Source organism: Salmonella sp. SAL04213 (assembly GCF_046550535.1).
Taxonomy (GTDB): domain Bacteria; phylum Pseudomonadota; class Gammaproteobacteria; order Enterobacterales; family Enterobacteriaceae; genus Salmonella; species Salmonella enterica.
The window spans coordinates 75147-100350 of the sequence record NZ_JBGDXS010000006.1 but is presented as its reverse complement, the minus strand read 5'-3'; the positions used below and the strand labels follow the sequence as shown (position 1 = coordinate 100350).

The window sequence follows — 25204 nt, the reverse complement described above, 5'->3', positions numbered from 1 at the left end:
GAATTGGAGGAATCCAGGTGAATAATCTCACTCGTATTGAGTGTAGAACATGTTGTAATATTTGCGCGATTTAACCCGGTATTGCTTGAAATAAAGGCATGGAAAATGTAACGTTATTTCCCATGCCCGTAAGGTTAAAAATTCCAGTCTTCGTCTTCGGTTTCGACTGTTTTCCCCATCACATAAGATGAACCTGAGCCGGAAAAGAAATCATGGTTTTCGTCGGCATTCGGCGAGAGCGCGGCAAGGATTGCGGGATTCACGTCAGCCATCTCCGGCGGAAATAACGCCTCATAACCCAGGTTCATTAAGGCTTTATTGGCGTTGTAGCACAAGAAGGCTTTGACGTCGTTAACCCAGCCGGTTTCCGCATATAATGCTTCTGTGTAGCGGATTTCGTTGTCGTACAGTTCCATCAACAAATCGAGCGCGAAAAGCTTTAACTCTTCACGCTCGATTGCCGATAGTTTTTGTAGCGCTATCTGATACTTATAGCCAATATAATAACCGTGAACCGCTTCATCGCGAATGATTAAACGAATCAGGTCGGCAGTGTTCGTGAGCTTACCGCGGCTGGAGAAATACATTGGCAGCCAGAAGCCGGAATAGAACAGAAAAGACTCTAAAAAGACGCTGGCAATTTTTTTCTTTAGCGGTTCATCGCTGACGTAATGAGCCAAAATAATCTGCGCCTTACGCTGAAGCGGCGGGTTTTCTTCGCTCCAGGCGTAGGCGGCATCAACCTCTTTCGTCTGGCACAGCGTGGAAAAAATAGAACTGTAAGAGCGGGCGTGTACCGCTTCCATAAAGCTGATGTTCGACAGCACTGCCTCTTCATGCGGCGTGATGGCATCTGCCATTAACGACGGCGCGCCTGCGATGTTCTGGATAGTGTCGAGCAGCGTAAGTCCCGTAAACACGCGAATGGTGAGCTGCTGTTCGGCGGCGCTCAGCGTCTGCCAGGCCGGAATATCATTCGATAACGGCACTTTTTCCGGCAGCCAGAAGTTACTGGTCAGCCGGTTCCACACCTCCAGATCTTTGTCGTCCTGGATCTTGTTCCAGTTGATGGCGCTAATACGAGATAATTTCATATGGCTTTCCTTATAGCGCGCAGGATACGCAGCCTTCAATTTCAGTACCTTCCAGCGCCAACTGGCGAAGCCGGATGTAATACAGTGACTTAATACCTTTTCGCCAGGCATAGATCTGCGCCTTGTTGATATCGCGGGTCGTGGCGGTATCGGGGAAAAACAAGGTGAGCGACAGCCCTTGATCGACGTGGCGCGTGGCCTCGGCATAGGTATCAATAATTTTTTCCGGACCGATATCGTAAGCATCCTGATACATGTCCAGATTTTTATTGGTCATAAACGGCGCGGGGTAATACACACGCCCGGTTTTGCCCTCTTTGCGAATCTCAATTTTGGCCACAATCGGATGAATGCTGGAGGTCGCATGATTAATGTAAGAAATCGAACCGGTCGGCGGCACCGCCTGCAAATTTTGGTTATAGATGCCATAGCGCATCACATCGTCGCGCAGCTTTAGCCACATTTCGCGTGTGGGCAGCGTAATGCCGCTGCGGGCAAATAGCGTTCTGACTTTCGCCGTTTTCGGTTGCCAGTCGTCCTGTAAATACTGCGTAAAATAGTCGCCGCTGGCATAGCGCGACTGCGCAAATCCGGCGAAGGTTTTGCCGCGTTCGCGGGCCAGCCGCATTGAAGTATGCACGGCATGCCAGGTAATGGTGTAAAAATAGAGATTGGTGAAATCCAACGCCTCCGGCGAACCGTAGGCAATGCCTTCTCTCGCCAGATAGCCATGCAGATTCATCTGGCCCAGACCGATGGCATGAGAGGCGGCATTACCGGCGGCTATTGAGGGCACGCTGCGTATATGGCTCATGTCCGACACCGCCGTCAGGCCGCGAATAGCGGTTTCTACGGTACGGCCAATGTCCGGTGAATCCATGACGTGAGCGATATTCAGCGAGCCGAGATTGCAGGAAATGTCATGCCCGATGTGGGTATAGTCAAGGTTATCGTCGTAACGGGAGGCGCTATTGACCTGTAAAATTTCTGAGCACAGGTTGCTCATATTAATGCGACCAGCAATGGGATTCGCGCGGTTTACCGTATCTTCAAACATGATGTAGGGATACCCGGATTCGAACTGAATTTCCGCCAGTGTTTGAAAAAAGTCACGGGCGTTAATATAGGTTTTACGCACGTGCGGATCGGCAATTAATTCATCGTACCGTTCGCTAATGGCGATATCGCCAAACGGTTTGCCGTAGCGTCGTTGTACGTCATAGGGCGAAAAGAGCGCCATTTGCGCGTTTTCTTTCGCCAGCCGGAAGGTGATATCCGGGATCACCACGCCGAGAGAGAGCGTTTTGATCCGGATTTTTTCGTCGGCATTTTCCCGTTTGGTATCCAGAAAACGCAGAATATCCGGATGGTGCGCATGGAGATAAACCGCGCCGGCCCCCTGGCGCGCGCCAAGCTGGTTGGCATACGAAAACGCGTCTTCCAGCATTTTCATCACCGGGAGCACGCCGGAAGACTGATTCTCAATGCGTTTGATCGGCGCGCCCGCCTCGCGCAGATTGGAGAGTAAAAACGCGACGCCGCCGCCGCGTTTGGAGAGTTGTAGCGCCGAATTCACCGCCCGCCCGATCGACTCCATATTGTCTTCGATACGGAGCAGGAAGCAGGAGACCAGTTCCCCACGCTGCTGTTTGCCGCAATTTAAAAAAGTCGGGGTGGCGGGCTGAAAGCGACCAGAAAGCATTTCATCGGTCAGTTGGGTGGCCAGCGTTTCGTCACCCTGCGCCAGCGTCAACGCCACCATTGTTACCCGATCTTCAAAGTGTTCCAGATAACGTTTGCCGTCGAAGGTTTTCAGCGTGTAACTGGTATAGAACTTCCAGGCGCCAAGAAACGTCTGGAAGCGAAAGCCGCTGGCGTGGGCGTGCTCGAACAGGCGGAGGACGAAGGCGCGGTCGTAACGCGCGAGGACGGCGTCATCGTAATACCCTTCCCGAACCAGCGTCTCCAGACGTTCATGCTGGCTGGCAAACGTCACGGAATGCGGGCGGACGTGAGCGGCAAAGAAGGCGTCGATCGCCTGCTGGTCCTTGTCGAACTGAATATGGCCTGCTTTATCATAAAGATTCAGCATCGCGTTCAGGGCGTGGTAATCCATGGTTTCCTGCATTACGCGCTCCGGGGTAGTTGTTGCCAAAATTCATTTACTCCTTTTCGGACGTTATCGATGTCGCGTTGTATGCCCATGAGCTCAAAGCGGTACAGCCAGGGGACGCCGCATTTTTGTGCTATCACATCGCCAGCGCATCCCCAGGCATCGCCGAAATTGCGGTTACCGGAGGCGATGACGCCGCGAATGCGCGCCCGGTTGTGTTCATCATTTAAAAAGCGGATCACCTGTCGCGGCACCGCACCGGCCATCCCGCCGCCGCCGTATGACGGCACAACCAGAATGTACGGTTCGTCTACCTGAATTCGCTCCCGTTCATTGAGCGGAATACGCGTGGCAGGCAGCCCCAGACGCTGCATAAAGCGGTGCGTATTTTCAGATCTGCTGGAGAAGTAGACGAGCGCGCTCATGCGTTTGCCGCGTGGGGTGTCGGGTGCAGACGGTTAATCATGTCCGGGCGGAAGCCAGACCAGCTCAAATCGCCCGCCATCACCACCGGTAATTGACGAAATCCTTGCGCCCGGAGCGTATCCGCTGCATCCGGCACCAGATCGACGTTCACCATCTCAAATTCAAATCCACGGCTTTCCATCGCCCGCTTTGTGGCGTGGCACTGGACACAGTTATTGCGAGTGTAAATAGTAATGCTCATGATTCGTATTTCCATTTAAAATGAGAAAACGGCGCGATGAAACGCGTCGGATTGTCGTGTGTTGATACAGGAAATACTAGATGTAGTTGAATTAAGATTCAACCATACAAGATATGGGAATTTTCGATTGATTTTAACGTCGCTGATGAACGCAGCGGGGTAGGGGCGGCATGGCTAATTTTTGCCGGATGGCGGCGTGAACGCCCGATCCGGCCTGCAGGTTCACGCATAACAGAGTTGGCTGACATCTGCGCCATCCGGCAACAATGCGTCACATTCGCATACCGATCGCCAGACGGTTAAAGCAGTTCATTAAACCAATAGCGAAGGTCAGATCGCTGATTTCACGCGCGCTGAAATGATCGAGCAGCGGCAGGTAAACATTATCTTCGGCGTGGGTTTCAGCAATGTGCGTCACCGATTCCGCCCAGGCTAACGCCGCGCACTCTTGCTCGCTGAAATGGTGACTTACCCGCCATCCTGCCAGCGCATCTAATTTAGCTTGATTTACGCCAGCCTTACGCAGCGCTTTACTGTGCATCTCCAGGCAAAATGCACAGCCATTTATTTGCGAAACACGCAGGTAAATCAGCTCCATCAGAGTGAGGTCAAGCGTGCTCTTTTCCAGCGCGTTTTTCGCCTGCACCAGAGCGCTGTAAACCTCCGGGCTCAGTTCATAATAGGGTTGGCGTAACGTCGTCATCATGTTTCTCCTCGTGTTGATGACGAGCACTGTAGCACTATAATGGTCTGTAAAAGAGAGCCATATTTTTACAGAAAAAGCAGACCATATGCCGCGCTATCAGCACATCGCTCGTCAGTTAAAAACGGCCATTGAGCAAGGAGAACTCGCGCCAGGAACGCGTTTGCCTTCCAGCCGAACGTGGGCGCAGGAACTGGGCGTTTCTCGCGCCACGGTGGAAAATGCCTATGGCGAGCTGGTGGCGCAGGGCTGGCTGGAGCGACGTGGCCAGGCAGGCACGTTTGTGAGCAACGCTCTACGGTTTGAGACGGCGCCGCCGATACCCGCCGTTTTTGCCGGAGAAAGTCCGGAACCGAAACCCTTTCAGATGGGATTACCGGCGCTGGATCTCTTTCCACGCGAGAAGTGGGCGCGAGTGATGGGGCGTCGGTTGCGCACGCAGACGCGCTTCGATCTGGCATTAGGCGACGTCTGCGGCGAGGCGATTTTGCGCCAGGCGATAGTCGATTACCTGCGGGTTTCGCGTAGCATTGAATGTCTGCCGGAACAGGTATTTATTACCTCCGGTTATGCGGATTCTATGCGGCTAATCCTGCGTACATTGTCTGTGCCGGGAGACAGCATGTGGGTGGAAGATCCCGGCTTTCCGTTAATTCGCCCGGTGATAACGCAGGAGGGGATTACGCTGGCGCCGATTCCGGTCGATGCCGATGGGCTGAATGTCGCGGCGGGGATGCGGGATTGCCCGCAAGGGCGCTTTGCATTGGTGACGCCCGCCCATCAAAGTCCGTTGGGGGTGGCGCTGTCGTTAACTCGCCGACGGCAACTTCTGGCATGGGCGGCGAATGTGCAGGCCTGGATTATTGAAGATGACTACGACAGCGAATTTCGTTATCACGGTAAACCGCTTCCGCCGCTCAAGAGTCTGGATGCCCCGCAGCGAGTGATTTACGCCGGAACGTTCAGTAAGTCGCTCTTTCCGGCATTACGTACCGCCTGGCTGGTGGTGCCGATAAAGCAGATTGAGCATTTCCGCCAGCAGGCGTCGCTGATGCCCTGTAGCGTACCGTTGTTATGGCAGCACACGCTGGCTGATTTTATCCGTGATGGCCATTTCTGGCGGCATCTGAAAAAGATGCGTCAACATTATGCTCAGCGACGGTTATGGATTGAAGAGGCGCTGGCAGAACAGGGATTTGTCGTGACATTACAGAAAGGCGGTATTCAATTGGTTATTGAGGTTGAAGGTGATGATAAAGCGCAGGTAGCAAAAGCGAATCAGGCCGGACTGGCGGTACAGGCGCTAAGCCGTTGGCGAGTGGTTTCGTCAGGAAAGGGGGGCATTTTACTGTCGTTTACCAATATTACTTCCGCTGGCATGGCGAAACAGGTCGCATGGCAGCTTCGACAGGCGATACAGTAACCGTTTCGCCGAATGGCGCGACCTGGGCCTGCGGCAATGATGCAGGCCCAATAAAGTATGTCGCAATCCGGCTGCGCACGTCGTTAGCGACGCAGGCTAAGCAGCGCCCCGATAAAAATTCCTACCGCTGCGGCGGTTCCTACGCTACACCAGGGTTTTTCACGCACAAACGTATCCGCGCACCCCATCGCATCACAGGCGGCTTGTTTTACGCGAGTACGTCCATGCATCCGCGCCCGGGTCTCTTTCAGCAACGCCTGTGCTTTACGTCGCGCAGCCTCGGCTTCGTCTTTCGCATCGCTTCCCCAGGATTTAAGGACATCTTCCAGACTGTCGGCTAATCGATTGACATCATTCTGAATATCCTGAACACCATCATCGACGTCGTTTCGGTTCGGTTTGTTAAGCATATGATCCTCCATTGATTTCGATGTAGCTTTCAGTGTAGTTCATATTTTTACCTGCCGAGGCTTGTTACGGCGATATCATGCGTTTCTGGACTTTTCTGAAAGCGTTGATAACGCGCTATCGGGTAAGGTAAGCCCGCAGTACAAGAGAATGAGGATAAAATATGTATTTACGACCTGACGAGGTGGCGCGGGTACTGGAAAAGGCAGGGTTTACCGTCGATGTGGTGACGAATAAAACGTATGGTTATCGACGCGGCGAGAATTATGTTTATGTTAACCGCGAGGCGCGTATGGGGCGTACCGCGCTGATCATTCACCCCAGATTAAAAGACCGTAGCTCATCACTGGCTGACCCGGCTTCGGATATTAAAACCTGCGATCATTACCAAAATTTTCCGCTCTATTTAGGCGGCGAGACCCACGAACATTACGGTATTCCCCACGGCTTTAGCTCCCGAATAGCGTTAGAACGTTATCTGAATGGGCTTTTTGGCGACGAAAAAAGCGACTAAAAGCGCGACTGGCAATGCCAGTCGCGACGCTAGCTTACGCCTTAGCCTGATGATAGCTGCTCACTTTAAACAGGCGGCGACAATAATCCAGGAAGTAGCCATAAACCGCGCCCATTAACATTGAAACAACAATGTTTGAACTCACGGCGGCCACTATCTGATGCCAGCCGGCACCGACGGTCAGCAAGATGATAATATAAACGGGTGACTGAAAGGTGACATAAGCCAATACATCCGCCAGGTTTTTGGCCCATCCCGCCGGGCTTGCCTTACGCGCGACGCGCATAATCAGATCGCGGTAAACGCCGTATGGCCATGCAATCAAAATGTTGACAGGTATCGCCACCAGCCTGGAAGAAAGCGACTGCTCAAAGCTCATTCCGGAGAGGAATATCTCGATCAACATGTTCACAACAGAACAGTAAACAACCATCGCAAACGTGTCTGCTACGGCATGACGCAAGCGTGACTGTGGAGAGAACATGTTAATGCTCCTTGTAGCGTATCGATCAGAATGAGGTGATGGTTGGTAGTGAAATCATAAAGCACTTTTGTCTTTGCATAGAGTATATCCCTATATAATAACTATCAACTAGTGTAATATTTTTATTTATAGGCTTTTTGTCGATAAAATACTCTGGGATTGTGTGTTTTTTGCTCGCGGCGAGATTTTCGTTGTTGTTAGTCATTAATTACTTTTAAATCAATGCATTATAATGCATTGTTTTTCTGGCGATTTTCAGCCACATTCCAAATGTTGTCAGATGCGATGTATTCTCGGCTAACGGCACGCGCTCTACTTTTCTCAGCATAATTATAGCTATTGCAGGCTGATTTTTAGCATAAAGCTCTGATGATGATTTTTGAATAGTTAATCTCTTATTGTGCTGAAATATTCACTTCTGTATAAGGTCAGCCACCGTGAGGGTCACCGTGGTTACTGAGATACGCAATACGCTATATACGCTATGGATTTCGAGTTGCTTAAAGGCGGCAAGGGAGTGAGTCCCCAGGAGTATAGATAACGATGTGACTGTGGGGAGCGACAAATCTGCCGGGAGCAGATTTGAACGTCGCGTGCGACGACCCGTCAGGGCGAGGCCCATGGATGGGCCGGGTAATCCGTAGCCAACACATAAGCAACTTGAAGAATGAAGGGTATAAACAGCCGAACGGGAAACCTACAGATATACCGTAGGCAGAATAACCTGAAACACACAGGGGGTAATGAATATAACCTTCTGGTTAACAGATTAATATAATTAATCGAGTTATACTGAGTATATCTGTATGAACTTTAGGATCTGGAAATATAATCAATAATCGCATACAATACCGCCTGTAATAGTTTTTGTTTTCTGCGTTAAAAGGTTTTTATTGATATGAATTTGATGTTACAGAACTTAAATAATATCCGCACGCTGCGCGCTATGGCTCGCGAATTCTCCATTGACGTTCTTGAAGAAATGCTCGAAAAATTCAGGGTTGTCACTAAAGAAAGACGCGAAGAAGAAGAATTGCAGCAACGCCAGCTTGCCGAGAAGCAGGAGAAAATTAATGCCTTTCTGGAGCTGATGAAAGCAGACGGTATTAACCCGGAAGAGTTATTTGCCATGGATTCAGCAATGCCGCGTTCTGCTAAAAAGCGCCAGCCGCGTCCGGCAAAATATCGTTTTACTGATTTCAATGGCGAAGAAAAAACCTGGACCGGACAAGGTCGTACGCCTAAACCGATTGCCCAGGCGCTGGCGGCGGGGAAATCTCTGGATGATTTCTTAATCTAATCACGGATAACCTTTAACAGATGGCGCTTCGTTTCCTGTCTCTATTAACCGGGACTCAGGGAACGTTGCGCCATGCTCATTCTGATAAATCAGCACACGCCAAAATCGCCCTCTTCGCAATAGGGGGTGACATCTGCCGCTTTGAGGATCAATTTTTCGCCCTGCTCATTACCGACCTGTACCGCGACAATATGATCCTCGTTGACTTCAATCACTTTCAGTTTCGGCCCACCCATTCGGGGCTGTACGATATCGCCTGGTGTGAACATCACGCTCTCCTGTTGAACAATGGTATAAACCCGCCTTCAGTCTACTACACACCTACCGACGCGCGGTGAAGGTACCGCTTAATGAGTACGGGTATTCCAGGGCATTTTTTCCAGTAGTCGCGCCATTCCGCAGAAGCCGGTCATGCCTGCCAGCATTAACCCGGCCCCGACAAAACCACTAATGAGGAAAAAGCCGCCGTGGACCGTATAGCCAAGAATCACCCCAAGCAACGTCAACCCGCCGGCGGCGATTTGCACCTGACGCATCAGCGGCAACGGTTGCGATTTGTCTTCTGTGACGGGCAATCCTGCCGCTTTCCATCCGTCGATGCCGCCTTCCAGTAGACTGACCTGAGCAGGGGCGGCAATGGCCTGTAGTTTTGCTGCATTGCTGCTGGTTCGTTTACCTGACTGACAGTGAAAAATAATCTGTTCCGCTCGCAGGTTGGCGGGCAAATCGCCCTGTTCAAGCCGGGAAAGCGGCGCCAGTTGCGCATGTGGAATATGCTCGCGCAGATATTCATCGGCGTCGCGCACATCAATCAGTTTCGCGCCTTGCGCTATCAGCGCTTGCGCCTCACGGGGGGAAACTATCCCAATGGACATCGTGCCTCCTTATGGACAATAGAGATTCTTTAACGTGGCGATAATCGTATTAACCGCCTCATTTTTAATGAAATAGTGAATGCGCTGGGCATCGCGTTGACTATCAATCAGCCCTTCTTCCCGCATCCGCGCCAGATGTTGCGACGTCGCGGAGGGGCTTAGCCCGGTAATGCGCGCCAGTTCGCCTGCGCTGGTTTTTGGCGAACCGCAAAGCATACATAAAATCAGTAATCTTTTTGGGTGGCTCATCGCTTTGAGCAGGGCCGCCGCCTGTTCTGCGCTGGACTGAAGTTGTTCAAGCTCTGTCATAGTTATTTAAGCATTTTCTAAATTTAGTTAATTCTAAAATAAACGTCAACCTAATGCCAGCGTAAAGAGCGTAAAGGAGGGTAAAAGCGCGGCGCGTGACTGGCAGGCTCAGGTAAACTGACTATGCTTAGAGATAAAATCTCTTTTTAAACAACGACTAATTTTGCTTGTATGGAGTGTATATGGGTTTCTGGAGAATTGTATTTACGATTATTTTGCCTCCGCTCGGCGTACTTTTAGGAAAAGGGTTCGGTTGGGCATTTATCCTTAATATCCTGCTGACATTACTCGGATATATTCCGGGGCTTATCCACGCATTTTGGGTTCAGATGCGTCATTAATTACCGGCCACCGGCGGCGCATAAGCGCCGCTTATCAGGATAACCTCATTCCCTCTGCTACACTTTTCTTTGTGTGTATTTTTGACAAGCGAGGTGAATATGGGACTTTTCAATTTTGTAAAAGATGCAGGTGAAAAACTCTGGGACGCGGTAACCGCTAATCATGATAAGGACGATCAGGCGAAAAAAGTCCAGGAACATTTAAATAAAACGGGAATACCCGACGCTGACAAAGTGAATGTGCAAATTGCTGATGGAAAAGCGACAGTGACGGGTGATGGGCTGAGTCAGGAGGCAAAAGAAAAAATTCTGGTTGCCGTGGGGAATATCGCCGGGATTAGCAGCGTTGACGATCAGGTTAAAACCACGACGCCAGCGGCTGAAAGTCAGTTTTATACCGTAAAATCAGGCGACACCCTGAGCGCTATTTCAAAGCAAGTGTATGGTAACGCCAATCTGTATAATAAAATCTTCGAGGCAAATAAACCAATGCTGAAAAGCCCGGAAAAAATATATCCGGGACAAGTGTTGCGTATTCCTGAAGAATAATGGCTATCAGGCCGCGCCAGGCTACATTTTTCCTGCCATCGCCTGGCGAATAATGGGAATCGGCGTCAGCAAATGCTGACGCATTAATTCGCTGGCGCGTGCCGCCTCGCGCGCCAGTATCGCTTCGGTTAGCGTGTGATGCTGGATATGTTTATCTTCCAGCATCTCGACGGACAGAACGGTTTCACGTAACCAAATAAAGCGGTAGCGGGCCGCCAGGTCAAATAAGCGTTCGCGCATCTGTAGCAGATAGTGGGAGCCGCACCCGGCGACAATGGCGGAATGGAACGCCTGGTGGCGCTGATCCCATTCATCGAGCATATGTTCACTGGCATCGCTGGCTTCCAGTTTACTGAGCATATGCGCTCGCGCCAGGATCTCTGCCTCCCACGCATCATCGCCGCGTTCAATCGCCAGGCGTACCAGCATCGCTTCCATATTGGCGCGCGCGTCAAAAATATCGAGGAGTTCCGCCTCTGACATGGACGCCACGCGATAGCCTTTTTGATTCACCACGGTGACCAGCCGTTCCGCCACCAGTTGCGACAGCGCCTCACGCAGCGGCCCTACGCCGAGCGCATAGCGGGCGGTTAATAAACTCATCCGCAGTTTCTCATCCGGCTGATAAGTGCCGCGAATAATGTCATTTTTAAGCCAGCGATAGCCATCTATGGCCGTCGGTTGGGAAAGGGCGGTCATCTTTTACTCCTGAGAAGCTTCCCGGCTGACGCCGGGAATAACTAACGTAGGTTTTGCAGGGGGGCTTTTTGCCACCTTATCAGTTTTTTCCAGCGAGACATAATGGGGACAGTACCTATTATGCCCAGCCCTAACAGCCCCGTCGAAATGACTTCTAGTTGCTGTGCTGGTCGAAACAGCATCACCACCAGGACAAAGCAGATAAAGCCGATAACCAGCCAGGTGAGCCACGGATAAAGCCACATTTTCAGCTTAATTTCTCCGCCCTGCGCCAGCAGAATTTTACGCATCCGCAATTGCGAAATCGCAATCACCAGATAGACCAGCAGCGCGATGGCGCCAGAACTGTCGATAAGAAATTTAAACACTTTTGCCGGGGCGTAATAATTGACGATAACGGTTAAAAAGGCCGCGCCGGTAGAGAGGAGAACCGCTACCCAGGGCGTTTTGCTACGGTTAGTTTTTCCCATTATCGCAGGCGCATCGCCGCGGCGGCTAAGGGAATAGAGCATCCGGGAGGCGGTATATAATGCGGAGTTCAGACAACTGGTCACCGACAACAAAATCACGCAGTCCATAATGAATTTTGCGTGCGGAATATGAAGCAGCTCCAGTACCGAGCGGTACGAACCTACGCTTTTCAGACCCGGCATATTCCACGGGATCAGCGCCACCACCACAAAAATGGAACACAGGTAAAAGATGGAAATTCGCCAGATAACAGAATTGGTGGCGCGTACAATATGTTTATCCGGCGTATCGGATTCCGCGGCAGCAATAGTGACGATTTCCGCGCCCATAAAAGAGAACATGGTGATCAACATGGCGCTTAACACAGCGCCGAAGCCGTTAGGCATAAAACCGCCGTGATCCCAGAGCCGGGAGATACCGCTTACCTCGGCATACGGATAAAAACCGCTAATCGCCGCCGCGCCCAGCGCGATAAACGCCAGAATGGCAATTACTTTACATAGCGCCAGCCAGAATTCGAATTCGCCGTAATTTTTGACGCTCAATAAATTGCTTCCGGTTAAGGCAAGCGTAATCACTAATGAAAATAGCCACACCGGAATACCTGGTATCCATGAATTCAGAATAATGGCGGCAATATTGGCCTCCAGCGGAATAACCAGCACCCAAAACCACCAGTATAACCAGCCGATGGTATACCCGGCCCAGGGGCCGATCGCTTTATCCGCATAGGTGGAAAAAGAACCGGTATCCGGCGTGGCGACGGCCATTTCAGCCAGCATTCGCATTATCATGACGACTAAAAGTCCTGCGAACAGATAGGCCAGCAGTACCGCAGGGCCGGCCTCCGCAATCGCCACGCTGGAACCGACAAACAGGCTGGCGCCGATGACGCCGGCGATCGATAACATGGTGACGTGGCGTGATTTCAGCCCGCCCCCTAATGCATGTGATTCTGACAATTGCCCCATCCTAAAACCTCTTTATTGTTATTGCGCTCGTTTACCGGATGGCGCCTGGCTTATTCGGCCTACAATCGAAACGGTTTTTGTAGGCCGGATAAGACAGTTACGTCGCCATCCGACGCTGCTTATTGGACATTACGCTTGTTTCGCCTCATCAAAGCACTGGGCGATAATCTCCAGGCCTTGCCGAATCTGCGAGGCCTCAATAGTGAGTGGAACGAGGATGCGCAAGATGTTGTAGTAAGGACCGCAGGAGAGCAGAATTAACCCTTTCTCGCGGGCGCGGGCCACAATGTCGGCGGTCAGAGTCGCGTTCGGTTTGCCGGGGTCGCCATTTTCAAACAACTCAATGGCGATCATGGCGCCCAGTCCGCGCACGTCGCCAATCTCACGGTGCGTTTCCGCTATCTCCATCAGGCCATCGCGCAGCGTTTTGCCAAGCGTATTTGCCTTTTGCAGTAGAGTTTCCTGCTCGAAAATGTCCAGTACCGCCAGCGCGGCGGCGCAGGCAATCGGGTTTCCGGCATAGGTGCCGCCCAGCCCGCCCGGCGCGATAGCGTCCATCACGTCTGCCCGGCCGGTAACGCCTGCCAGCGGAAAGCCGCCGGCGATCGATTTCGCAAACGTGGTAATATCTGCCGCAACGCCCATCTGTTCCATGGCGAACAGCGTACCGGTCCGGCCCGCGCCGCTTTGCACTTCGTCGGCAATCAACATAATGCCGTGTTGGTCGCATAGCGCGCGCAGTCGCTGCATAAACGCGGGAGAGGCGGCGTAAAATCCGCCTTCGCCCTGTACCGGCTCAATAATAATGGCGGCGATATCTTCCGGCGCGGCATCATTTTTAAAGATGCGCTCAATGCTGGCGATGGCGTCGTCGTCGCTGATGTTGTGTAGCGGGCAAGGATAAAGCGCGCGGTAGACATGGCCTGGCATCAATCCCATACCAGCAGAGTACGGGTGTACTTTCCCGGTCAGAGAGAGCGTGTAGTGGGTACGACCGTGGTAAGCGCCGCTAAACGCGATAGCGCCGCTGCGTTTTGTCGCCGCGCGGGCGATTTTCACCGCGTTTTCAACCGCTTCTGAACCGGTCGTGACCAGCAACGTTTTTTTGGCGAAATCGCCCGGTACCTTCTGGTTCATGCGTTCGCACAACGCCAGGTACGGTTCATAGGCCAGCACCTGAAAACAGGTATGCGACAATTTCTTCAACTGCGCTTCCACCGCTGAAACAATGCCCGGATGTAAATGACCGGTGTTCAGGACGGCAATGCCGCCCGCGAAATCGAGATACTCACGGCCTTCGACATCCCAGACCCGACAATTTTCCGCCCGCTCGGCGAAAATCGGGTGAATCTGCCCCACGCCGCGAGGAACGGCGTTATGGCGGCGCTGCATTAAAGCGTTATTGGTATTCATTAGCGACTCTCCTGTTAAAGGCCGATGCACATATATTTGATTTCTAAATAATCTTCGATGCCGTATTTGGAACCTTCACGGCCTAATCCGGAGGCCTTAATACCGCCGAAAGGCGCGACTTCGTTGGAGATAATGCCGGTATTAATACCGACGATGCCGTATTCCAGCGCTTCGCCGACGCGGAAAACGCGGCTTAAATCGCGTGCATAAAAATAGGCTGCCAGGCCGAACTCGGTATCGTTAGCCTGCCTGATGACATCCGCCTCGTCGCTGAAGCGGAACAGAGGCGCGAGCGGCCCGAATGTCTCTTCTTTGGCGACTTTCGCGTTATCAGGAACATCCGCCAGAATGGTCGGTTGAAAGAAGTTGCCGCCCAATTTGTGCGCTTCACCGCCCGTAATGACGCGGGCGCCTTTTTCCAGCGCGTCGGCGATATGCTCCTGGACTTTCGCCACGGCTTTTTCATCAATCAGCGGCCCGATAGCGACGTCGGCTTGCAGGCCGTCGCCGACCGCGAGCTTATTTACCGCCTGGTTGAGTTTTTCCGCAAAACGATCGTAAACTCCGTCCTGAACATACAATCTATTGGCGCAGACACAGGTCTGCCCGGCGTTGCGAAACTTCGAAGCCAGCGCGCCTTCGACGGCTTTATCCAGATCGGCATCGTCAAAGACGATAAACGGCGCATTGCCGCCCAACTCCAGCGACACTTTTTTAATGTCTTTGGCGCATTGTTCCATTAGCTGGCGGCCAATCTCCGTCGAGCCGGTAAACGACAGTTTGCGTACCAGCGGGTTGCTGGTCAGCTCGCCGCCGATATCGCCTGCCGAACCGGTAACGACGTTAAATACGCCTGCGGGAATTCCGGCGCGCTGGGCCAGTTCCGCCAGCGCCAGCGCGGAAAACGGCGTCTGGCTGGCGGGTTTGAGTACCATTGTGCAGCCTGCGGCCAGCGCGGGGCCGGCTTTACGGGTGATCATTGCCGAGGGAAAGTTCCACGGGGTAATCGCGGCGGTGACGCCGATGGGCTGTTTAATCACCAGCAGCCGTTTATCGGCCTGATGACCTGGAATCGTGTCGCCATAGATACGCTTCCCCTCTTCGGCGAACCATTCAATAAACGAGGCGGCGTAGCTAATTTCGCCTTTCGCTTCCGCCAGCGGTTTACCCTGTTCCAGCGTCATCAGACGCGCCAAATCGTCCTGATGTTCCATCATCAGATTGAACCAGCGACGCAGGATATTGGCTCGCTCTTTGGCGGTGAGCGCGCGCCAGGCGGGCAGGGCGCGATTGGCGGCGTTGATGGCGTCGCGCGTCTCTTCCGCCCCCATTTTGGGCACATTGCCGAGCGGTTTCCCGTTGGCGGGGTTGCTCACGGGGATGACATCGCCGCCGCGCGCGTCGCGCCAGTCGCCATCGATAAAGGCCTGCTGGCGGAACAGGGTAGAGTCGTTAAGTTGCATAATTGCTTCCTGTCTGAAGGGTTAACGGGTAAATGCGGCGTGTAGTGCGTCCACGCTGCGTGCCGCACGCAGCGTACGTCCGGGGTTGCTCTGGCTTGCGCGTAGCGCCTGAACTTTACTGACGATATGCGCGCCGATAGGTATCGCGGATGTCGCCGCCGGGGAGGGGGCGTTACAGGTGTGAATGGAACGCGGCGTCGTGACAAACAGAAAATCATCAATCAGTTTGCCGTCCGGTGAAACCGCCTGCGCCCGCACGCCTGCCGGCCAGGGCTGGAGATCGTTGACGGTCAGGCTGGGGCAATACTTTTGTACTCGCCGCAAATAGCCGCTTTTGCACAGCGAGTTTTTCATCTCGCCCAGTCCGGAAAGCAGATGGTTTTGCAGTACGCGGCGAATGCCGGCGGAGCGGAAAATCTCCAGGGTGTCGGTGAAGGAAACATCGCGCTTACGGTAGCCTTCGCGTTTAAGCGCCAGCACCGCATTCGGCCCGACCGTAACGCTGCCATCGATCATGCGGGTAAGATGGACGCCGAGAAACGGCATTGCCGGATCGGGGATCGGGTAGATCAAATGGTTAACGATCCGGTTGTGCCGCGGGGCCAGACGAAAGTACTCGCCGCGGAAAGGGCAGATAATAAAACCGGGCTCCACGCCCAGCATTTTGACCAGCCGATCCGCCATCAGTCCTGCACAGCCGATAAGCGTAGCGGTTTCGATTTCCCGACCTTGCGAGGTGCGAATGACAACGCCAGCGGCATGTTCTGTCAGCGCGCTGACCTCGGCATGGTAGATGATCTCGCCGCCTTTGGCCTGAAAGCGGTTCGCCATGGCCGTCGCGACATCGCGATAGCTGACAATCCCGCTGGAAGGGACAAAAATCCCGCCCAGGCCAATGATATTGGGTTCGCGTTCACGCAGCTCCGCCGCGCTTAACCACTCGCGCTCTAAGCCGTTGGCCACCGTCCGCTCCCATAGCGCGCGCATCCGCGCCATTTCCAGCTCCGAGGTGGCGACCAACATTTTGCCGCAGGTGTCGTAGCGGATGTTGTTTTGATCGCAAAAGGTTTTGGTCGCCTGATTGCCCGCCAGACAAAACCGCGCTTTGAGGCTGCCGGGCGTGTAGTACACCCCGGCATGGATCACGCCGCTGTTATGCCCGGTCTGGTGGCAGGCTGGCGCGGACTCTTTTTCCAGCAACGCGATGCGCGCATCCGGGTAGACATCAATAAGTTGCATGGCGGTCGACATGCCGATAATGCCGCCGCCGATAATCACAAAATCATACATCCGCGTAATTCCTTCGCCGTGGCGCTTATTGGTGAGTTTGATAATGGCTGGCGGCGTAGGCGAAGTAACCTCGCTGGCGCATCAGCTCGCGACGCAAGTCAGGATGCGGCGTAAAACGATCGCGTCCATGTAGCCAGAACAGATTGTTAATCAGCAGGAATTTGCCGACCGGTACCGGCACGGAGAGGATGTTTTGACTGGTTTCCAGCGCGTCTGAAAGCTCGCTGAGCCAGACGCCTTCTTCAAAGTCTTTTGGCTGGACGAACTGGTCGATATAACGCATGACCGGGCGGCCTTGTTGGTCGACATCAAACACCGGGTGCCAGACGTCATGGCTAACATTCTTGCTTGGCGGCGCCGCCCAGCGCATGACGCGACGCGCCAGCGGATGGGTAAAAAACGACTCCAGATGTTCCCAGTCATCAAGGTGCAGCAGCAGCGAATTACCGCCTTCCATATTTTGTTCGTCGATTTTCATCATCAGCACGTAGTCGGTCACCTCCTCAACATAGGTGCCGTCATTGTGCAGTTCCATTACGCGGTGGGGCTGGCGCAGATAACTGTCGGAGTTGTCGACGTTTTTGACCACGAAACGCGCGTAATACTGGCCGCTCATCGCATCGTAGTTGGAGCGACCAATAAGATGCGCCACCGCCGTCGCCAGTTTGACCATCTCTTCTGCCTGTGCGACATCATCGATCCCTTCGGCGCTGATCAACAGCGCGCCTTGTGCACGGTTGAGGAGCGTTTTGATCAACAGCGGTTGTAGCTGATTGCCGCACAGATCGTCGAGGATCTTGCCGATTTTGAAACGTAAGAAAGATTTGTATTCCAGCGCCTGCACCGGCCACTGCGCAACCTGATGGAGAAATTGTCTTGTGGTATCCGCCGTAAACGTTAACGCCAGCAGGCGCGGCGACTGCGCCGAAGGGGCAAGGATGAAACCAGTATGGCGTTGGGCTAAATCATCTGTGTTCGCTTTTACGGCAGTCAGTGCATTCATCAGAATCATTCCTCTCGGTAGATGGTCAGGGAGACATGGCGATGCTCATTTCGTAGCCATAAATTAAAAATATCGACATTTTCCAGGAACGCGTATGAAATAACCGCTTTTGTTTAATTATTGTGATCAAAAACAACAAATATTTAACAATGCGAAGGGGGAGGTTAACGGCGCCACGAGCCTGACAACGGCAAGAAGGGGTGTAAAATGAGCGAGTTATGGAAAGAGTGATGCTGGCGGGGTTGCCCGGCCTGGCACATGAGCGCGTAGGCCGGACAAGTACAACGTATTTCAGCAGTCAATTAACCGGCGTTAACCTGCGGTTTACGGCTGTGTTTACGGATCAGACGTAACACTGGCGGTACGACAATGACCATGATCGCCATGATCAGCAGGGCTTTGGCAACGCCGCTTTGCCACAAAATCGCCATATTGCCGTTACTGATGGAGAGTGCGCGACGCAGGTTTTGCTCCAGCATTTCCCCCAGTACGAATCCCAGGATCAGCGGCGACATGGGGAAGTGCATTTTACGTAAAATGTACCCTAACACGCCGAGCGCGACCATCAGCACCAGATCGAAGGTGGTGCTGTGTACCGCATACACCCCTACCGCCGATACGGCAGCGATGGCGGGTACCAGGAACCACAGCGGAATGGTGAGCATACGGGTGAACAGACCGATCAACGGGATATTCATGATCAGCAGCATCACGTTCGCAATCAGCAGCGCAGCGATGAGTCCCCAGACGATATCCGGCTGTTCGGTGAACATCGCCGGGCCTGGCGTGATGTTGTACAGCGTCAGCGCCCCCATCATCACTGCCGTAGTGCCGGAACCGGGAACGCCCAGCGTCAGCATCGGGATGAAGGAGCCGCAGGCAGAGGCGTTGTTTGCCGCCTCCGGCGCCGCGACGCCGCGAATATCCCCTTTGCCGAAGCTATCGCTGTTGCCGCTGAGTTTTTTCTCGGTCATATAGGTAATGGCGCTGGCGATGGTCGCCCCGGCGCCGGGCAATACGCCGACAAAAAAGCCGATTACCGAAGAACGCAGGGTGGTGCCGATACACTGCGCGCCTTCTTTCAGGTTGAACAACATTCGACCCGTTTTGCGGACCATTGTTTGCCCGCTGCTGGTATGTTCCAGCATTAAAAGTATTTCTGATACCGAGAACAGGCCGATCACCACGACGATAAACTGTACGCCGTCGGAAAGATGAACGCTGTCAAAGGTAAAGCGATAAACCCCGGTGTTGGCGTCCACGCCGACGGTCGCAAGGCCAAGACCGATCAGCGCTGCCAGAAATGATTTAAGCGGATTTTGCGCCATCATGCTGCCAAGACAGGCGATGGCAAAAACCATTAAGGCGAAATATTCCGCCGGACCGAAGGCCAGCGACCATTGCGCCAGTAAAGGGGCGAACAGAATGATGCCGCCGATAGCGATTAATGAACCGAAAAATGAGCTGACTGCGGAAATCGACAGCGCTACGCCGCCTTTCCCTTGCTGCGCCATTGGGTAACCGTCCAGCGCCGTCATGATCGCCGCCGCATCGCCGGGGACGTTGAGCAATATGGAGGAGATCCTGCCGCCATACTCACAGCCAATGTACACCGTCGCCAGCAGAATTAGCGCCGACTCCGCAGGCAGATGCAACGCAAAGGCCAGCGGCAGTAAGATTGCCACGCCGTTGATCGGTCCCAGGCCCGGCAGCAGACCGACGATCGTGCCCACGAAGCAGCCAATCAACGCGATAACCAGGTTTTCCGGCGTCATCGCCACCGCAAAGCCCTGAGAAAGATATATCCAGGTATCCATCGTTGCTCCGTTAACTCAGCCAGGCGCCGAGAGGTAAGGTGACATCAAGCAGCCGGTCAAAGGCATACCACAGCAGAATGCCTAATACCGCGCCGGAGATACCCGCCGCCGGAATCGTGGCGCCGAACAGCATCCCGATAACCATGGTGAGAAGCGCGGTGGCGATGGGAAAACCCAGCCATTCGAATCCCCAGGCATACATCAACAGGATGATGATCATGGTAATTAGCTTTTGCAGAACATGGCGGCGCGGCCAGCTAACCGTGTCGGGATGGCGCAATAACAGCGCCAGCGCGCAGAGCGCCATCAGGCCGATAATCCCCAGCGGAAAAGGGCGGGGGCCGACGGGTTCATAGCTGTATTCGCTTTGGATCTGCCAGGCGATGAATAGCCCGGCGATACAGAGCAACAGCCAGATACCCGCAAAGATACGATCGCTCATCATTGCCTCCGCGATTATTTCGCGAGTCCGAAGGCTTTCGCCTGTTCACGGTAATCAGTAACCTGTTTTTTCACGTAGTCATCGAGCTGCTGGCCGGTCATGTCGAACTCAAACAGGCCGCGCAGATCGCGCTGCTTTTTAAACTCGTCGGTTTGCTGGAGCTTCTTGAAGGTATCCACCCACCACTGGTAATCGGCATCGCTGACTTTGGGCCCGACGTAGAAGCCGCGAATAATCGGCCACACCAGGTCGTAGCCCTGTTCTTTAGCGGTAGGGATATTGGCAAGCTGGCCCGGCAGACGATTTTCTGAAAAGACGGCAAGCACGCGGATTTTGTCGCCGCCCAGATAAGGCACCATTTCACTGAGATCGCCGGAGACAACCTGAACATGGTTGCCCATTAATGCCGTCACCGGCTCGCCGCCGCCCTCAAAGGCAACATAGCGCATCTTGTGCGGGTCGACGTTCGCCTTTTGCGCCAGCAACGCCGACTTCATCCAGTCCTGGCTGCCAATAGAGGCGCCAGCGCCAATGACCACGCTGTTGGGATCTTTTTCCATCGCCGTCATCAGATCTTTCAGCGTCTTCCACGGGGAATCCGCACGCACGGCGATCATGCCGTAATCAGTGCCCACGCTTGCCAGCCAACGCACATCATCCACGCCGTAGCGACCAAATTTCCCCTGCGACAGGTTGAGCAGCGAACCGCCGGAAAAGGCGACCACAGTCCCGGGTTCGCCAGGGCGTTGGGCGACTATCGCGTTATAGGCCACAGCGCCGACGCCGCCGGGCATATACGTTACCCGCATGGGTTTCTCGATAGCGCCAGTCTCCAGCAAACTCACCTGAATCAGCTTACAGGTAAGGTCGAAACCGCCGCCAGGTTTGGCTGGTGCGATACATTCCGTTCGCGACGGCGCCTCCTGCGCCAGAACAGAGGTACTCATTAATAAAATGCTTGCAGTAAGGGTACGAAGTAATTGTTTTTTCATTTTTTATCCTCACGCCGGACGTCCGGATTTTTCAGGTTCGGAAGAAGATTTTTGTGATTATGTGAGCCGACATGTAGCAGTTCGGTTGCGTGATTGTTAAAACAATAACCTTTCAATTCCCTTTCAATGCGGCAGAAACTTTACAGGATGTGATATGCGTCTCTTATTGGCGGAAGATAACCGTGAGCTGGCTCACTGGCTGGAGAAAGCGCTGGTGCAAAACGGCTTTGCCGTGGACTGCGTATTTGACGGCCTGGCGGCTGACCATCTTCTGCACAGTGAAATGTACGCGCTGGCGGTACTGGATATCAATATGCCGGGAATGGATGGACTGGAGGTGGTGCAACGGCTGCGTAAACGCGGTCAGACCTTGCCCGTTTTGCTGCTCACGGCGCGAAGCGCGGTGGCGGATCGCGTAAAAGGTCTCAACGTCGGCGCCGATGACTATCTGCCGAAACCCTTTGAACTGGAAGAGCTGGATGCTCGTTTACGGGCCTTGCTCCGACGCAGCGCTGGGCAGGTTCATGAAGTTCAGCAACTGGGGGAATTGATCTTTCATGATGAAGGGTATTTTCTGTTACAGGGACAGCCGTTAGCGCTGACGCCGCGTGAGCAGGCGCTCTTAACCGTATTGATGTACCGACGAACGCGGCCGGTTTCGCGTCAGCAGCTTTTTGAACAGGTGTTCAGCCTGAACGATGAGGTAAGCCCTGAAAGCATCGAACTTTATATTCATCGACTGCGTAAAAAACTCCAGGGAAGCGATGTACGAATTACGACGCTGCGCGGCCTGGGTTATGTGCTGGAGCGCGGCGATGAAGTGGGTTAAGCCGCAATCGTTGTACCTGCAACTCTTGCTGTTCCTGGGGTTGCCGCTGATTCTGCTATGGGGGCTGTCGGCGTTTAACAGTTATGTCAATGCGCTACAGGCCGCCACTCAGGCTTATGACCGTACGTTGCTCTCCTCGGCGCGAACGGTATCGGAACGGCTGGTGGTGCGCAATAACCATCTGGAAGTTAACGTGCCCTGGGTGGTGCTGGATAGCTTCGAGCTTAATATGAATGATCGACTCTATTACAAAGTCGTCGACCCTTCCGGAAAGGTCATTTCCGGTTATGACGATCTGCCCGCCATGCCGCCCGCTACGCCCCGTACCCGGCTTTATCCGGCGCTGGCGTGGTTCTATCATACCGAGTATCGCGGCGAGGCGATCCGCGTGGCGCGTTTGCTACAGCCGGTCAACGAAGGCGGCATTATCGGCATGGCGGAGATTTATGTCGCAGAAACGCTGCAGTCCCGTCGTTATCTGGCGGGCCAACTGCTGTTCTCTTCCTGGATCTCACAGGGGCTGCTGGTGTTGCTGACCCTGGTGCTGGTTGGCTGGTTATTACGCCGGATCCTGCGCCCTATGCGTCAACTTTCGTCATTAATGGTACGCCGCGAACCGGGTCTGTTAACGCCGCTGCCGGAACTGCTGCCGTGGTCGGAAACACGCTTGTTAATCGTGGCGTTTAATCGCTACATTGACAGGCTCCGCGGCATCCTCTCCCGGCAGGAACGCTTTAGCGCCGATGCTTCTCACCAGTTAAAAACGCCGCTGGCGGTGTTAAAAACGCAGGCGGCGGTGGCGTTAGCCAGCCAGCACCCTCATCACTGGTACGAAAGTCTGCAGGCGATGAGCGTAACGCTGGATAGCACCATTCAGCTCACGGAAAGATTGTTGCAACTTTCTGCGGTAAAGCATAAAGAGCAGGGCGAGCGGCGTTTTTCCCCGGTGAATCTGTACGGTATCGTACAGAGCGGCTGTTTTACCCGCCTGGCGCAGGCACGGAGTAAACATATCGACCTGGGCTACGAAGGCGAACAGGAAGCGATGTGGATCGAGGGGGATGAGGTACTGCTTAGCGAGCTGTGCGGAAACTTGCTGGATAATGCGCTGAAATACACGCCTGAGCAAGGCATCGTCACCGCGCGGCTTGAACGGGATGGCGATGCTGTGACGCTGGTTGTCGAAGATAGCGGCCCCGGCATTGATGATGAACATATCCATCTGGCGCTACAGCCGTTCCACCGGCTCGATAACGTAGGAAATGTGGCCGGGGCGGGTATTGGTCTGGCTTTGGTCAATGATATCGCACGCCTGCACCGTACTCATCCCCATTTTTCCCGTAGTGAAGCGTTGGGAGGGTTATACGTTCGGATACGCTTTTTAAGCCTTGTTCCGCAGTAATGCGCACAAATGTGTCAGCGGTAAAGCACGTTTACAAAAAGTCGCATCTTGAGGTGTGACGTTTTAATCAAATGATCATACATTCCCCCTGCAAACCGTAGCGTTAATTAAAAATATAGTGGGTGCAGGGGCATGAATAATCATACTAAACGACGGGGAATAGCATTAACCGTCTTTCTTGTCGGGGTTAACATCCTGGCCTGGATTTGGGCGTTCTGTGTTTTTCATCACCATGCAGTCATGCTAAGCGCAGCCATACTGGCGTATAGCTTTGGGCTGCGTCATGCGGTTGATGCCGATCATATCGCAGCCATCGATACCGTCACCCGTAAACTGATGCAGCAGGGTAAAACGCCTTTAGGCGTGGGGGCGTTTTTTTCATTAGGTCATTCGACCATTGTCGTTCTGGCATGTCTGGCGATTGTTGTGACGTCGATGGCATTTCGCGATCGTATTGATGTTTTACATCAATATGGTTCGTTGATTGGTACGGCTGTTTCCGCTTTTTTTCTGCTGGCGATGGCCCTGCTTAACCTGTTTATTTTGTTCAACGTCTGGCGGCAATTTCGCTCGGTTACCCGCGGCGAGTCAGTGAGGGCGCATGACGAGGCCATACCTGGCGGGCTGATGACGCGTATATTTCAGCGTACGTTTCGTTTGGTCACTTCCAGTTGGCATATGTATTTTGTCGGTTTTCTGTTTGGTCTGGGATTTGATACCGCAACCGAGGTTGGATTGCTGGGCATTTCCGCTTCAGCAGCTAACCAGGGGCTATCTCTCTGGTCAATGATGATTTTTCCTGTGCTGTTTACCGCCGGGATGGCGCTGGTGGATTCCCTGGATAACTTTGTCATGGTCGGCGCTTACGGTTGGGCTTTCTCGCATCCATTACGTAAGCTTTATTATAATATGACCATTACCGCCGCATCCGTCATTGTCGCGCTGGCGATTGGCGGGCTTGAGGCGCTGGGGTTGATTGATGATGCGTTACAGTTAAGCGGAACATTTTGGCAGACCGTAAGCACGCTTAACGATCATATGGGGAATGTGGGCTTCTGGGTAGTGGGCGCTTTTGTGCTATTCTGGCTGCTCTCGTTGTTGAATTATCGCTGGCGCGGCTATGATAAAATCACCCTCAATACCTGATTGATTTCTGTAAAAATAGCATTTCGGCAGTGGTGTCATATCATTGCCGAAGCATTTTATCTCCTGAGAGTATATTCTTCCCGGTAAGTGCGTTATTTTTCATGCTTGCCTTTCGTTATCAATTTAAGCAATCCGATATAACATACAATACCAAAAATAATAATAACAGTTGTATACCCAAGAATCAGCCAGTCTGCATGTGTCATAATATAATCCAGTTATCAGGTATCCCGTGTTAAGACGATCTTTAAGCCTGTTGTCAGCAAGAACCACTGTACCCGTTCAGTGCTGTTGGCAATAACGTATTGTTTATGCACAAGAGCGTTGTTACAAATAACGTATACATTGAGCATAGACCTCACCCACATTTTTGTAATGCCATAAAGCAAGGCTACACCTTTAATCTACTGACGGTATGCCAGGCCAGAAGAGATAAAAGGGTAGTTGTCATCATCATCTGTTCCTGACGCCAGGTTAATGACACAC

General features: G+C 53.1%; 27 protein-coding genes. 8 read left to right on the top strand and 19 right to left on the bottom strand.

What is annotated here, in order from left to right:
* Positions 1 to 134 precede the first annotated feature (134 nt).
* From nrdF to ACLJPQ_RS15675, 5 genes are all read right to left on the bottom strand, one after another.
* On the bottom strand, positions 135 to 1094 hold the full coding sequence (gene nrdF / locus ACLJPQ_RS15695) for a class 1b ribonucleoside-diphosphate reductase subunit beta (protein WP_000777903.1): 960 nt from the start codon (positions 1092 to 1094) through the stop codon (positions 135 to 137).
* Positions 1095 to 1104: 10 nt separating this feature from the next.
* On the bottom strand, positions 1105 to 3249 hold the full coding sequence (nrdE, locus tag ACLJPQ_RS15690; protein ID WP_080185152.1) for a class 1b ribonucleoside-diphosphate reductase subunit alpha: 2145 nt from the start codon (positions 3247 to 3249) through the stop codon (positions 1105 to 1107).
* A complete protein-coding gene (gene nrdI / locus ACLJPQ_RS15685) occupies positions 3222 to 3632 on the bottom strand; it encodes a class Ib ribonucleoside-diphosphate reductase assembly flavoprotein NrdI (RefSeq protein WP_080185151.1) in 411 nt (136 codons plus the stop codon). The genes nrdE and nrdI overlap by 28 nt, the downstream gene beginning before the upstream one ends.
* Positions 3629 to 3874, bottom strand: coding sequence for a glutaredoxin-like protein NrdH (gene nrdH, locus ACLJPQ_RS15680; protein ID WP_000028870.1), 246 nt, complete (start codon positions 3872 to 3874; stop codon positions 3629 to 3631). Before nrdH ends, nrdI begins: the two co-directional genes overlap by 4 nt.
* 271 nt (positions 3875 to 4145) lie before the next feature.
* On the bottom strand, positions 4146 to 4577 hold the full coding sequence (locus ACLJPQ_RS15675; protein ID WP_000209807.1) for a carboxymuconolactone decarboxylase family protein: 432 nt from the start codon (positions 4575 to 4577) through the stop codon (positions 4146 to 4148).
* Between the two features lie 88 nt (positions 4578 to 4665).
* Here ACLJPQ_RS15675 and ACLJPQ_RS15670 point away from each other — a divergent pair, with 88 nt between their 5' ends.
* The gene (locus tag ACLJPQ_RS15670) at positions 4666 to 6000 is read left to right on the top strand and encodes a PLP-dependent aminotransferase family protein (protein WP_001138466.1); all 1335 of its coding nucleotides are present in this window, start codon (positions 4666 to 4668) and stop codon (positions 5998 to 6000) included.
* Between the two features lie 83 nt (positions 6001 to 6083).
* Here the strand turns inward: ACLJPQ_RS15670 and ACLJPQ_RS15665 are convergent, their stop codons facing one another.
* Entirely contained in the window at positions 6084 to 6410 is a 327-nt protein-coding gene (locus tag ACLJPQ_RS15665) for a DUF883 domain-containing protein (protein ID WP_001650455.1), read from the bottom strand.
* A gap of 161 nt (positions 6411 to 6571) precedes the next feature.
* On the opposite strand from ACLJPQ_RS15665, the gene ACLJPQ_RS15660 reads away from it, so the two are divergent.
* Entirely contained in the window at positions 6572 to 6922 is a 351-nt protein-coding gene (locus ACLJPQ_RS15660; RefSeq protein ID WP_000281304.1) for a DUF2002 family protein, read from the top strand.
* Positions 6923 to 6956: 34 nt separating this feature from the next.
* Here ACLJPQ_RS15660 and alaE read toward each other — a convergent pair whose 3' ends face one another.
* On the bottom strand, positions 6957 to 7406 hold the full coding sequence (gene alaE, locus ACLJPQ_RS15655) for an L-alanine exporter AlaE (RefSeq protein ID WP_000492669.1): 450 nt from the start codon (positions 7404 to 7406) through the stop codon (positions 6957 to 6959).
* Positions 7407 to 8304: 898 nt separating this feature from the next.
* Between alaE and stpA the strand changes: the two genes are divergently transcribed.
* On the top strand, positions 8305 to 8706 hold the full coding sequence (stpA, locus tag ACLJPQ_RS15650; protein WP_001051100.1) for a DNA-binding protein StpA: 402 nt from the start codon (positions 8305 to 8307) through the stop codon (positions 8704 to 8706).
* 89 nt (positions 8707 to 8795) lie between these two features.
* On the opposite strand, the gene ACLJPQ_RS15645 is transcribed toward stpA, so the two are convergent.
* The 3 genes from ACLJPQ_RS15645 to ACLJPQ_RS15635 all read right to left on the bottom strand — a co-directional run bounded on the left by ACLJPQ_RS15645 (position 8796) and on the right by ACLJPQ_RS15635 (position 9890).
* Positions 8796 to 8975: a hypothetical protein gene (locus ACLJPQ_RS15645; RefSeq protein ID WP_000494943.1), complete on the bottom strand. Its 180-nt coding sequence runs from the start codon at positions 8973 to 8975 to the stop codon at positions 8796 to 8798.
* A gap of 78 nt (positions 8976 to 9053) precedes the next feature.
* Positions 9054 to 9581 carry a rhodanese family protein gene (locus ACLJPQ_RS15640; protein WP_000022011.1) on the bottom strand — a complete coding sequence of 176 codons (528 nt, stop codon included), beginning with the start codon at positions 9579 to 9581 and terminating at the stop codon, positions 9054 to 9056.
* Positions 9582 to 9590: 9 nt separating this feature from the next.
* The gene (locus ACLJPQ_RS15635) at positions 9591 to 9890 is read right to left on the bottom strand and encodes an ArsR/SmtB family transcription factor (RefSeq protein WP_001749413.1); all 300 of its coding nucleotides are present in this window, start codon (positions 9888 to 9890) and stop codon (positions 9591 to 9593) included.
* Positions 9891 to 10072: 182 nt separating this feature from the next.
* Between ACLJPQ_RS15635 and ACLJPQ_RS15630 the strand changes: the two genes are divergently transcribed.
* Together ACLJPQ_RS15630 and lysM are read left to right on the top strand one after the other, a co-directional pair.
* On the top strand, positions 10073 to 10231 hold the full coding sequence (locus ACLJPQ_RS15630) for a YqaE/Pmp3 family membrane protein (protein WP_000508175.1): 159 nt from the start codon (positions 10073 to 10075) through the stop codon (positions 10229 to 10231).
* 99 nt (positions 10232 to 10330) lie between these two features.
* A complete protein-coding gene (gene lysM, locus ACLJPQ_RS15625) occupies positions 10331 to 10780 on the top strand; it encodes a peptidoglycan-binding protein LysM (RefSeq protein WP_000522406.1) in 450 nt (149 codons plus the stop codon).
* Positions 10781 to 10801: 21 nt separating this feature from the next.
* Here the strand turns inward: lysM and csiR are convergent, their stop codons facing one another.
* From csiR to ACLJPQ_RS15580, 9 genes are all read right to left on the bottom strand, one after another.
* Positions 10802 to 11479, bottom strand: a complete 678-nt coding sequence (gene csiR, locus ACLJPQ_RS15620; protein WP_000126152.1) for a DNA-binding transcriptional regulator CsiR — start codon at positions 11477 to 11479, stop codon at positions 10802 to 10804.
* Positions 11480 to 11520: 41 nt separating this feature from the next.
* Positions 11521 to 12921 carry a GABA permease gene (gabP, locus tag ACLJPQ_RS15615; RefSeq protein WP_020899122.1) on the bottom strand — a complete coding sequence of 467 codons (1401 nt, stop codon included), beginning with the start codon at positions 12919 to 12921 and terminating at the stop codon, positions 11521 to 11523.
* Between the two features lie 129 nt (positions 12922 to 13050).
* Entirely contained in the window at positions 13051 to 14334 is a 1284-nt protein-coding gene (gene gabT / locus ACLJPQ_RS15610; RefSeq protein WP_080185150.1) for a 4-aminobutyrate--2-oxoglutarate transaminase, read from the bottom strand.
* A 14-nt stretch (positions 14335 to 14348) separates the two neighbouring features.
* The gene (gene gabD, locus ACLJPQ_RS15605; RefSeq protein ID WP_001176529.1) at positions 14349 to 15797 is read right to left on the bottom strand and encodes an NADP-dependent succinate-semialdehyde dehydrogenase; all 1449 of its coding nucleotides are present in this window, start codon (positions 15795 to 15797) and stop codon (positions 14349 to 14351) included.
* Positions 15798 to 15818: 21 nt separating this feature from the next.
* Positions 15819 to 17087: an L-2-hydroxyglutarate oxidase gene (gene lhgO / locus ACLJPQ_RS15600; RefSeq protein WP_080185149.1), complete on the bottom strand. Its 1269-nt coding sequence runs from the start codon at positions 17085 to 17087 to the stop codon at positions 15819 to 15821.
* 25 nt (positions 17088 to 17112) lie between these two features.
* Positions 17113 to 18090 carry a glutarate dioxygenase GlaH gene (glaH, locus tag ACLJPQ_RS15595; protein ID WP_000993092.1) on the bottom strand — a complete coding sequence of 326 codons (978 nt, stop codon included), beginning with the start codon at positions 18088 to 18090 and terminating at the stop codon, positions 17113 to 17115.
* A gap of 302 nt (positions 18091 to 18392) precedes the next feature.
* A complete protein-coding gene (locus ACLJPQ_RS15590) occupies positions 18393 to 19907 on the bottom strand; it encodes a tripartite tricarboxylate transporter permease (RefSeq protein WP_039518676.1) in 1515 nt (504 codons plus the stop codon).
* A 10-nt stretch (positions 19908 to 19917) separates the two neighbouring features.
* On the bottom strand, positions 19918 to 20352 hold the full coding sequence (locus tag ACLJPQ_RS15585) for a tripartite tricarboxylate transporter TctB family protein (RefSeq protein WP_001574835.1): 435 nt from the start codon (positions 20350 to 20352) through the stop codon (positions 19918 to 19920).
* 11 nt (positions 20353 to 20363) lie between these two features.
* The gene (locus ACLJPQ_RS15580) at positions 20364 to 21341 is read right to left on the bottom strand and encodes a Bug family tripartite tricarboxylate transporter substrate binding protein (protein WP_000744413.1); all 978 of its coding nucleotides are present in this window, start codon (positions 21339 to 21341) and stop codon (positions 20364 to 20366) included.
* Between the two features lie 154 nt (positions 21342 to 21495).
* On the opposite strand from ACLJPQ_RS15580, the gene tctD reads away from it, so the two are divergent.
* The 3 genes from tctD (at position 21496) to ACLJPQ_RS15565 (ending at position 24718) form a co-directional block, all read left to right on the top strand.
* Positions 21496 to 22170 (top strand): transcriptional regulator TctD, encoded by a 675-nt coding sequence (gene tctD / locus ACLJPQ_RS15575; protein WP_001237934.1) that lies wholly within the window; start codon positions 21496 to 21498, stop codon positions 22168 to 22170.
* Entirely contained in the window at positions 22157 to 23572 is a 1416-nt protein-coding gene (locus tag ACLJPQ_RS15570) for a sensor histidine kinase (RefSeq protein WP_023216131.1), read from the top strand. Before tctD ends, ACLJPQ_RS15570 begins: the two co-directional genes overlap by 14 nt.
* 132 nt (positions 23573 to 23704) lie before the next feature.
* Positions 23705 to 24718, top strand: coding sequence for a HoxN/HupN/NixA family nickel/cobalt transporter (locus ACLJPQ_RS15565; protein ID WP_001059351.1), 1014 nt, complete (start codon positions 23705 to 23707; stop codon positions 24716 to 24718).
* Positions 24719 to 25204 lie beyond the last annotated feature (486 nt).

Excerpts from the sequence above, each read along its gene's own strand:
- nrdF (WP_000777903.1), bottom strand. The coding sequence starts at position 1,094 with ATGAAATTATCTCGTATTAGCGCCATCAACTGGAACAAGATCCAGGAC.
- nrdI (WP_080185151.1), bottom strand. The coding sequence starts at position 3,632 with ATGAGCGCGCTCGTCTACTTCTCCAGCAGATCTGAAAATACGCACCGC.
- nrdH (WP_000028870.1), bottom strand. The coding sequence starts at position 3,874 with ATGAGCATTACTATTTACACTCGCAATAACTGTGTCCAGTGCCACGCC.
- ACLJPQ_RS15675 (WP_000209807.1), bottom strand. The coding sequence starts at position 4,577 with ATGACGACGTTACGCCAACCCTATTATGAACTGAGCCCGGAGGTTTAC.
- ACLJPQ_RS15670 (WP_001138466.1), top strand. The coding sequence starts at position 4,666 with ATGCCGCGCTATCAGCACATCGCTCGTCAGTTAAAAACGGCCATTGAG.
- ACLJPQ_RS15665 (WP_001650455.1), bottom strand. The coding sequence starts at position 6,410 with ATGCTTAACAAACCGAACCGAAACGACGTCGATGATGGTGTTCAGGAT.
- ACLJPQ_RS15660 (WP_000281304.1), top strand. The coding sequence starts at position 6,572 with ATGTATTTACGACCTGACGAGGTGGCGCGGGTACTGGAAAAGGCAGGG.
- alaE (WP_000492669.1), bottom strand. The coding sequence starts at position 7,406 with ATGTTCTCTCCACAGTCACGCTTGCGTCATGCCGTAGCAGACACGTTT.
- stpA (WP_001051100.1), top strand. The coding sequence starts at position 8,305 with ATGAATTTGATGTTACAGAACTTAAATAATATCCGCACGCTGCGCGCT.
- ACLJPQ_RS15645 (WP_000494943.1), bottom strand. The coding sequence starts at position 8,975 with ATGTTCACACCAGGCGATATCGTACAGCCCCGAATGGGTGGGCCGAAA.
- ACLJPQ_RS15640 (WP_000022011.1), bottom strand. The coding sequence starts at position 9,581 with ATGTCCATTGGGATAGTTTCCCCCCGTGAGGCGCAAGCGCTGATAGCG.
- ACLJPQ_RS15635 (WP_001749413.1), bottom strand. The coding sequence starts at position 9,890 with ATGACAGAGCTTGAACAACTTCAGTCCAGCGCAGAACAGGCGGCGGCC.
- ACLJPQ_RS15630 (WP_000508175.1), top strand. The coding sequence starts at position 10,073 with ATGGGTTTCTGGAGAATTGTATTTACGATTATTTTGCCTCCGCTCGGC.
- lysM (WP_000522406.1), top strand. The coding sequence starts at position 10,331 with ATGGGACTTTTCAATTTTGTAAAAGATGCAGGTGAAAAACTCTGGGAC.
- csiR (WP_000126152.1), bottom strand. The coding sequence starts at position 11,479 with ATGACCGCCCTTTCCCAACCGACGGCCATAGATGGCTATCGCTGGCTT.
- gabP (WP_020899122.1), bottom strand. The coding sequence starts at position 12,921 with ATGGGGCAATTGTCAGAATCACATGCATTAGGGGGCGGGCTGAAATCA.
- gabT (WP_080185150.1), bottom strand. The coding sequence starts at position 14,334 with ATGAATACCAATAACGCTTTAATGCAGCGCCGCCATAACGCCGTTCCT.
- gabD (WP_001176529.1), bottom strand. The coding sequence starts at position 15,797 with ATGCAACTTAACGACTCTACCCTGTTCCGCCAGCAGGCCTTTATCGAT.
- lhgO (WP_080185149.1), bottom strand. The coding sequence starts at position 17,087 with ATGTATGATTTTGTGATTATCGGCGGCGGCATTATCGGCATGTCGACC.
- glaH (WP_000993092.1), bottom strand. The coding sequence starts at position 18,090 with ATGAATGCACTGACTGCCGTAAAAGCGAACACAGATGATTTAGCCCAA.
- ACLJPQ_RS15590 (WP_039518676.1), bottom strand. The coding sequence starts at position 19,907 with ATGGATACCTGGATATATCTTTCTCAGGGCTTTGCGGTGGCGATGACG.
- ACLJPQ_RS15585 (WP_001574835.1), bottom strand. The coding sequence starts at position 20,352 with ATGATGAGCGATCGTATCTTTGCGGGTATCTGGCTGTTGCTCTGTATC.
- ACLJPQ_RS15580 (WP_000744413.1), bottom strand. The coding sequence starts at position 21,341 with ATGAAAAAACAATTACTTCGTACCCTTACTGCAAGCATTTTATTAATG.
- tctD (WP_001237934.1), top strand. The coding sequence starts at position 21,496 with ATGCGTCTCTTATTGGCGGAAGATAACCGTGAGCTGGCTCACTGGCTG.
- ACLJPQ_RS15570 (WP_023216131.1), top strand. The coding sequence starts at position 22,157 with ATGAAGTGGGTTAAGCCGCAATCGTTGTACCTGCAACTCTTGCTGTTC.
- ACLJPQ_RS15565 (WP_001059351.1), top strand. The coding sequence starts at position 23,705 with ATGAATAATCATACTAAACGACGGGGAATAGCATTAACCGTCTTTCTT.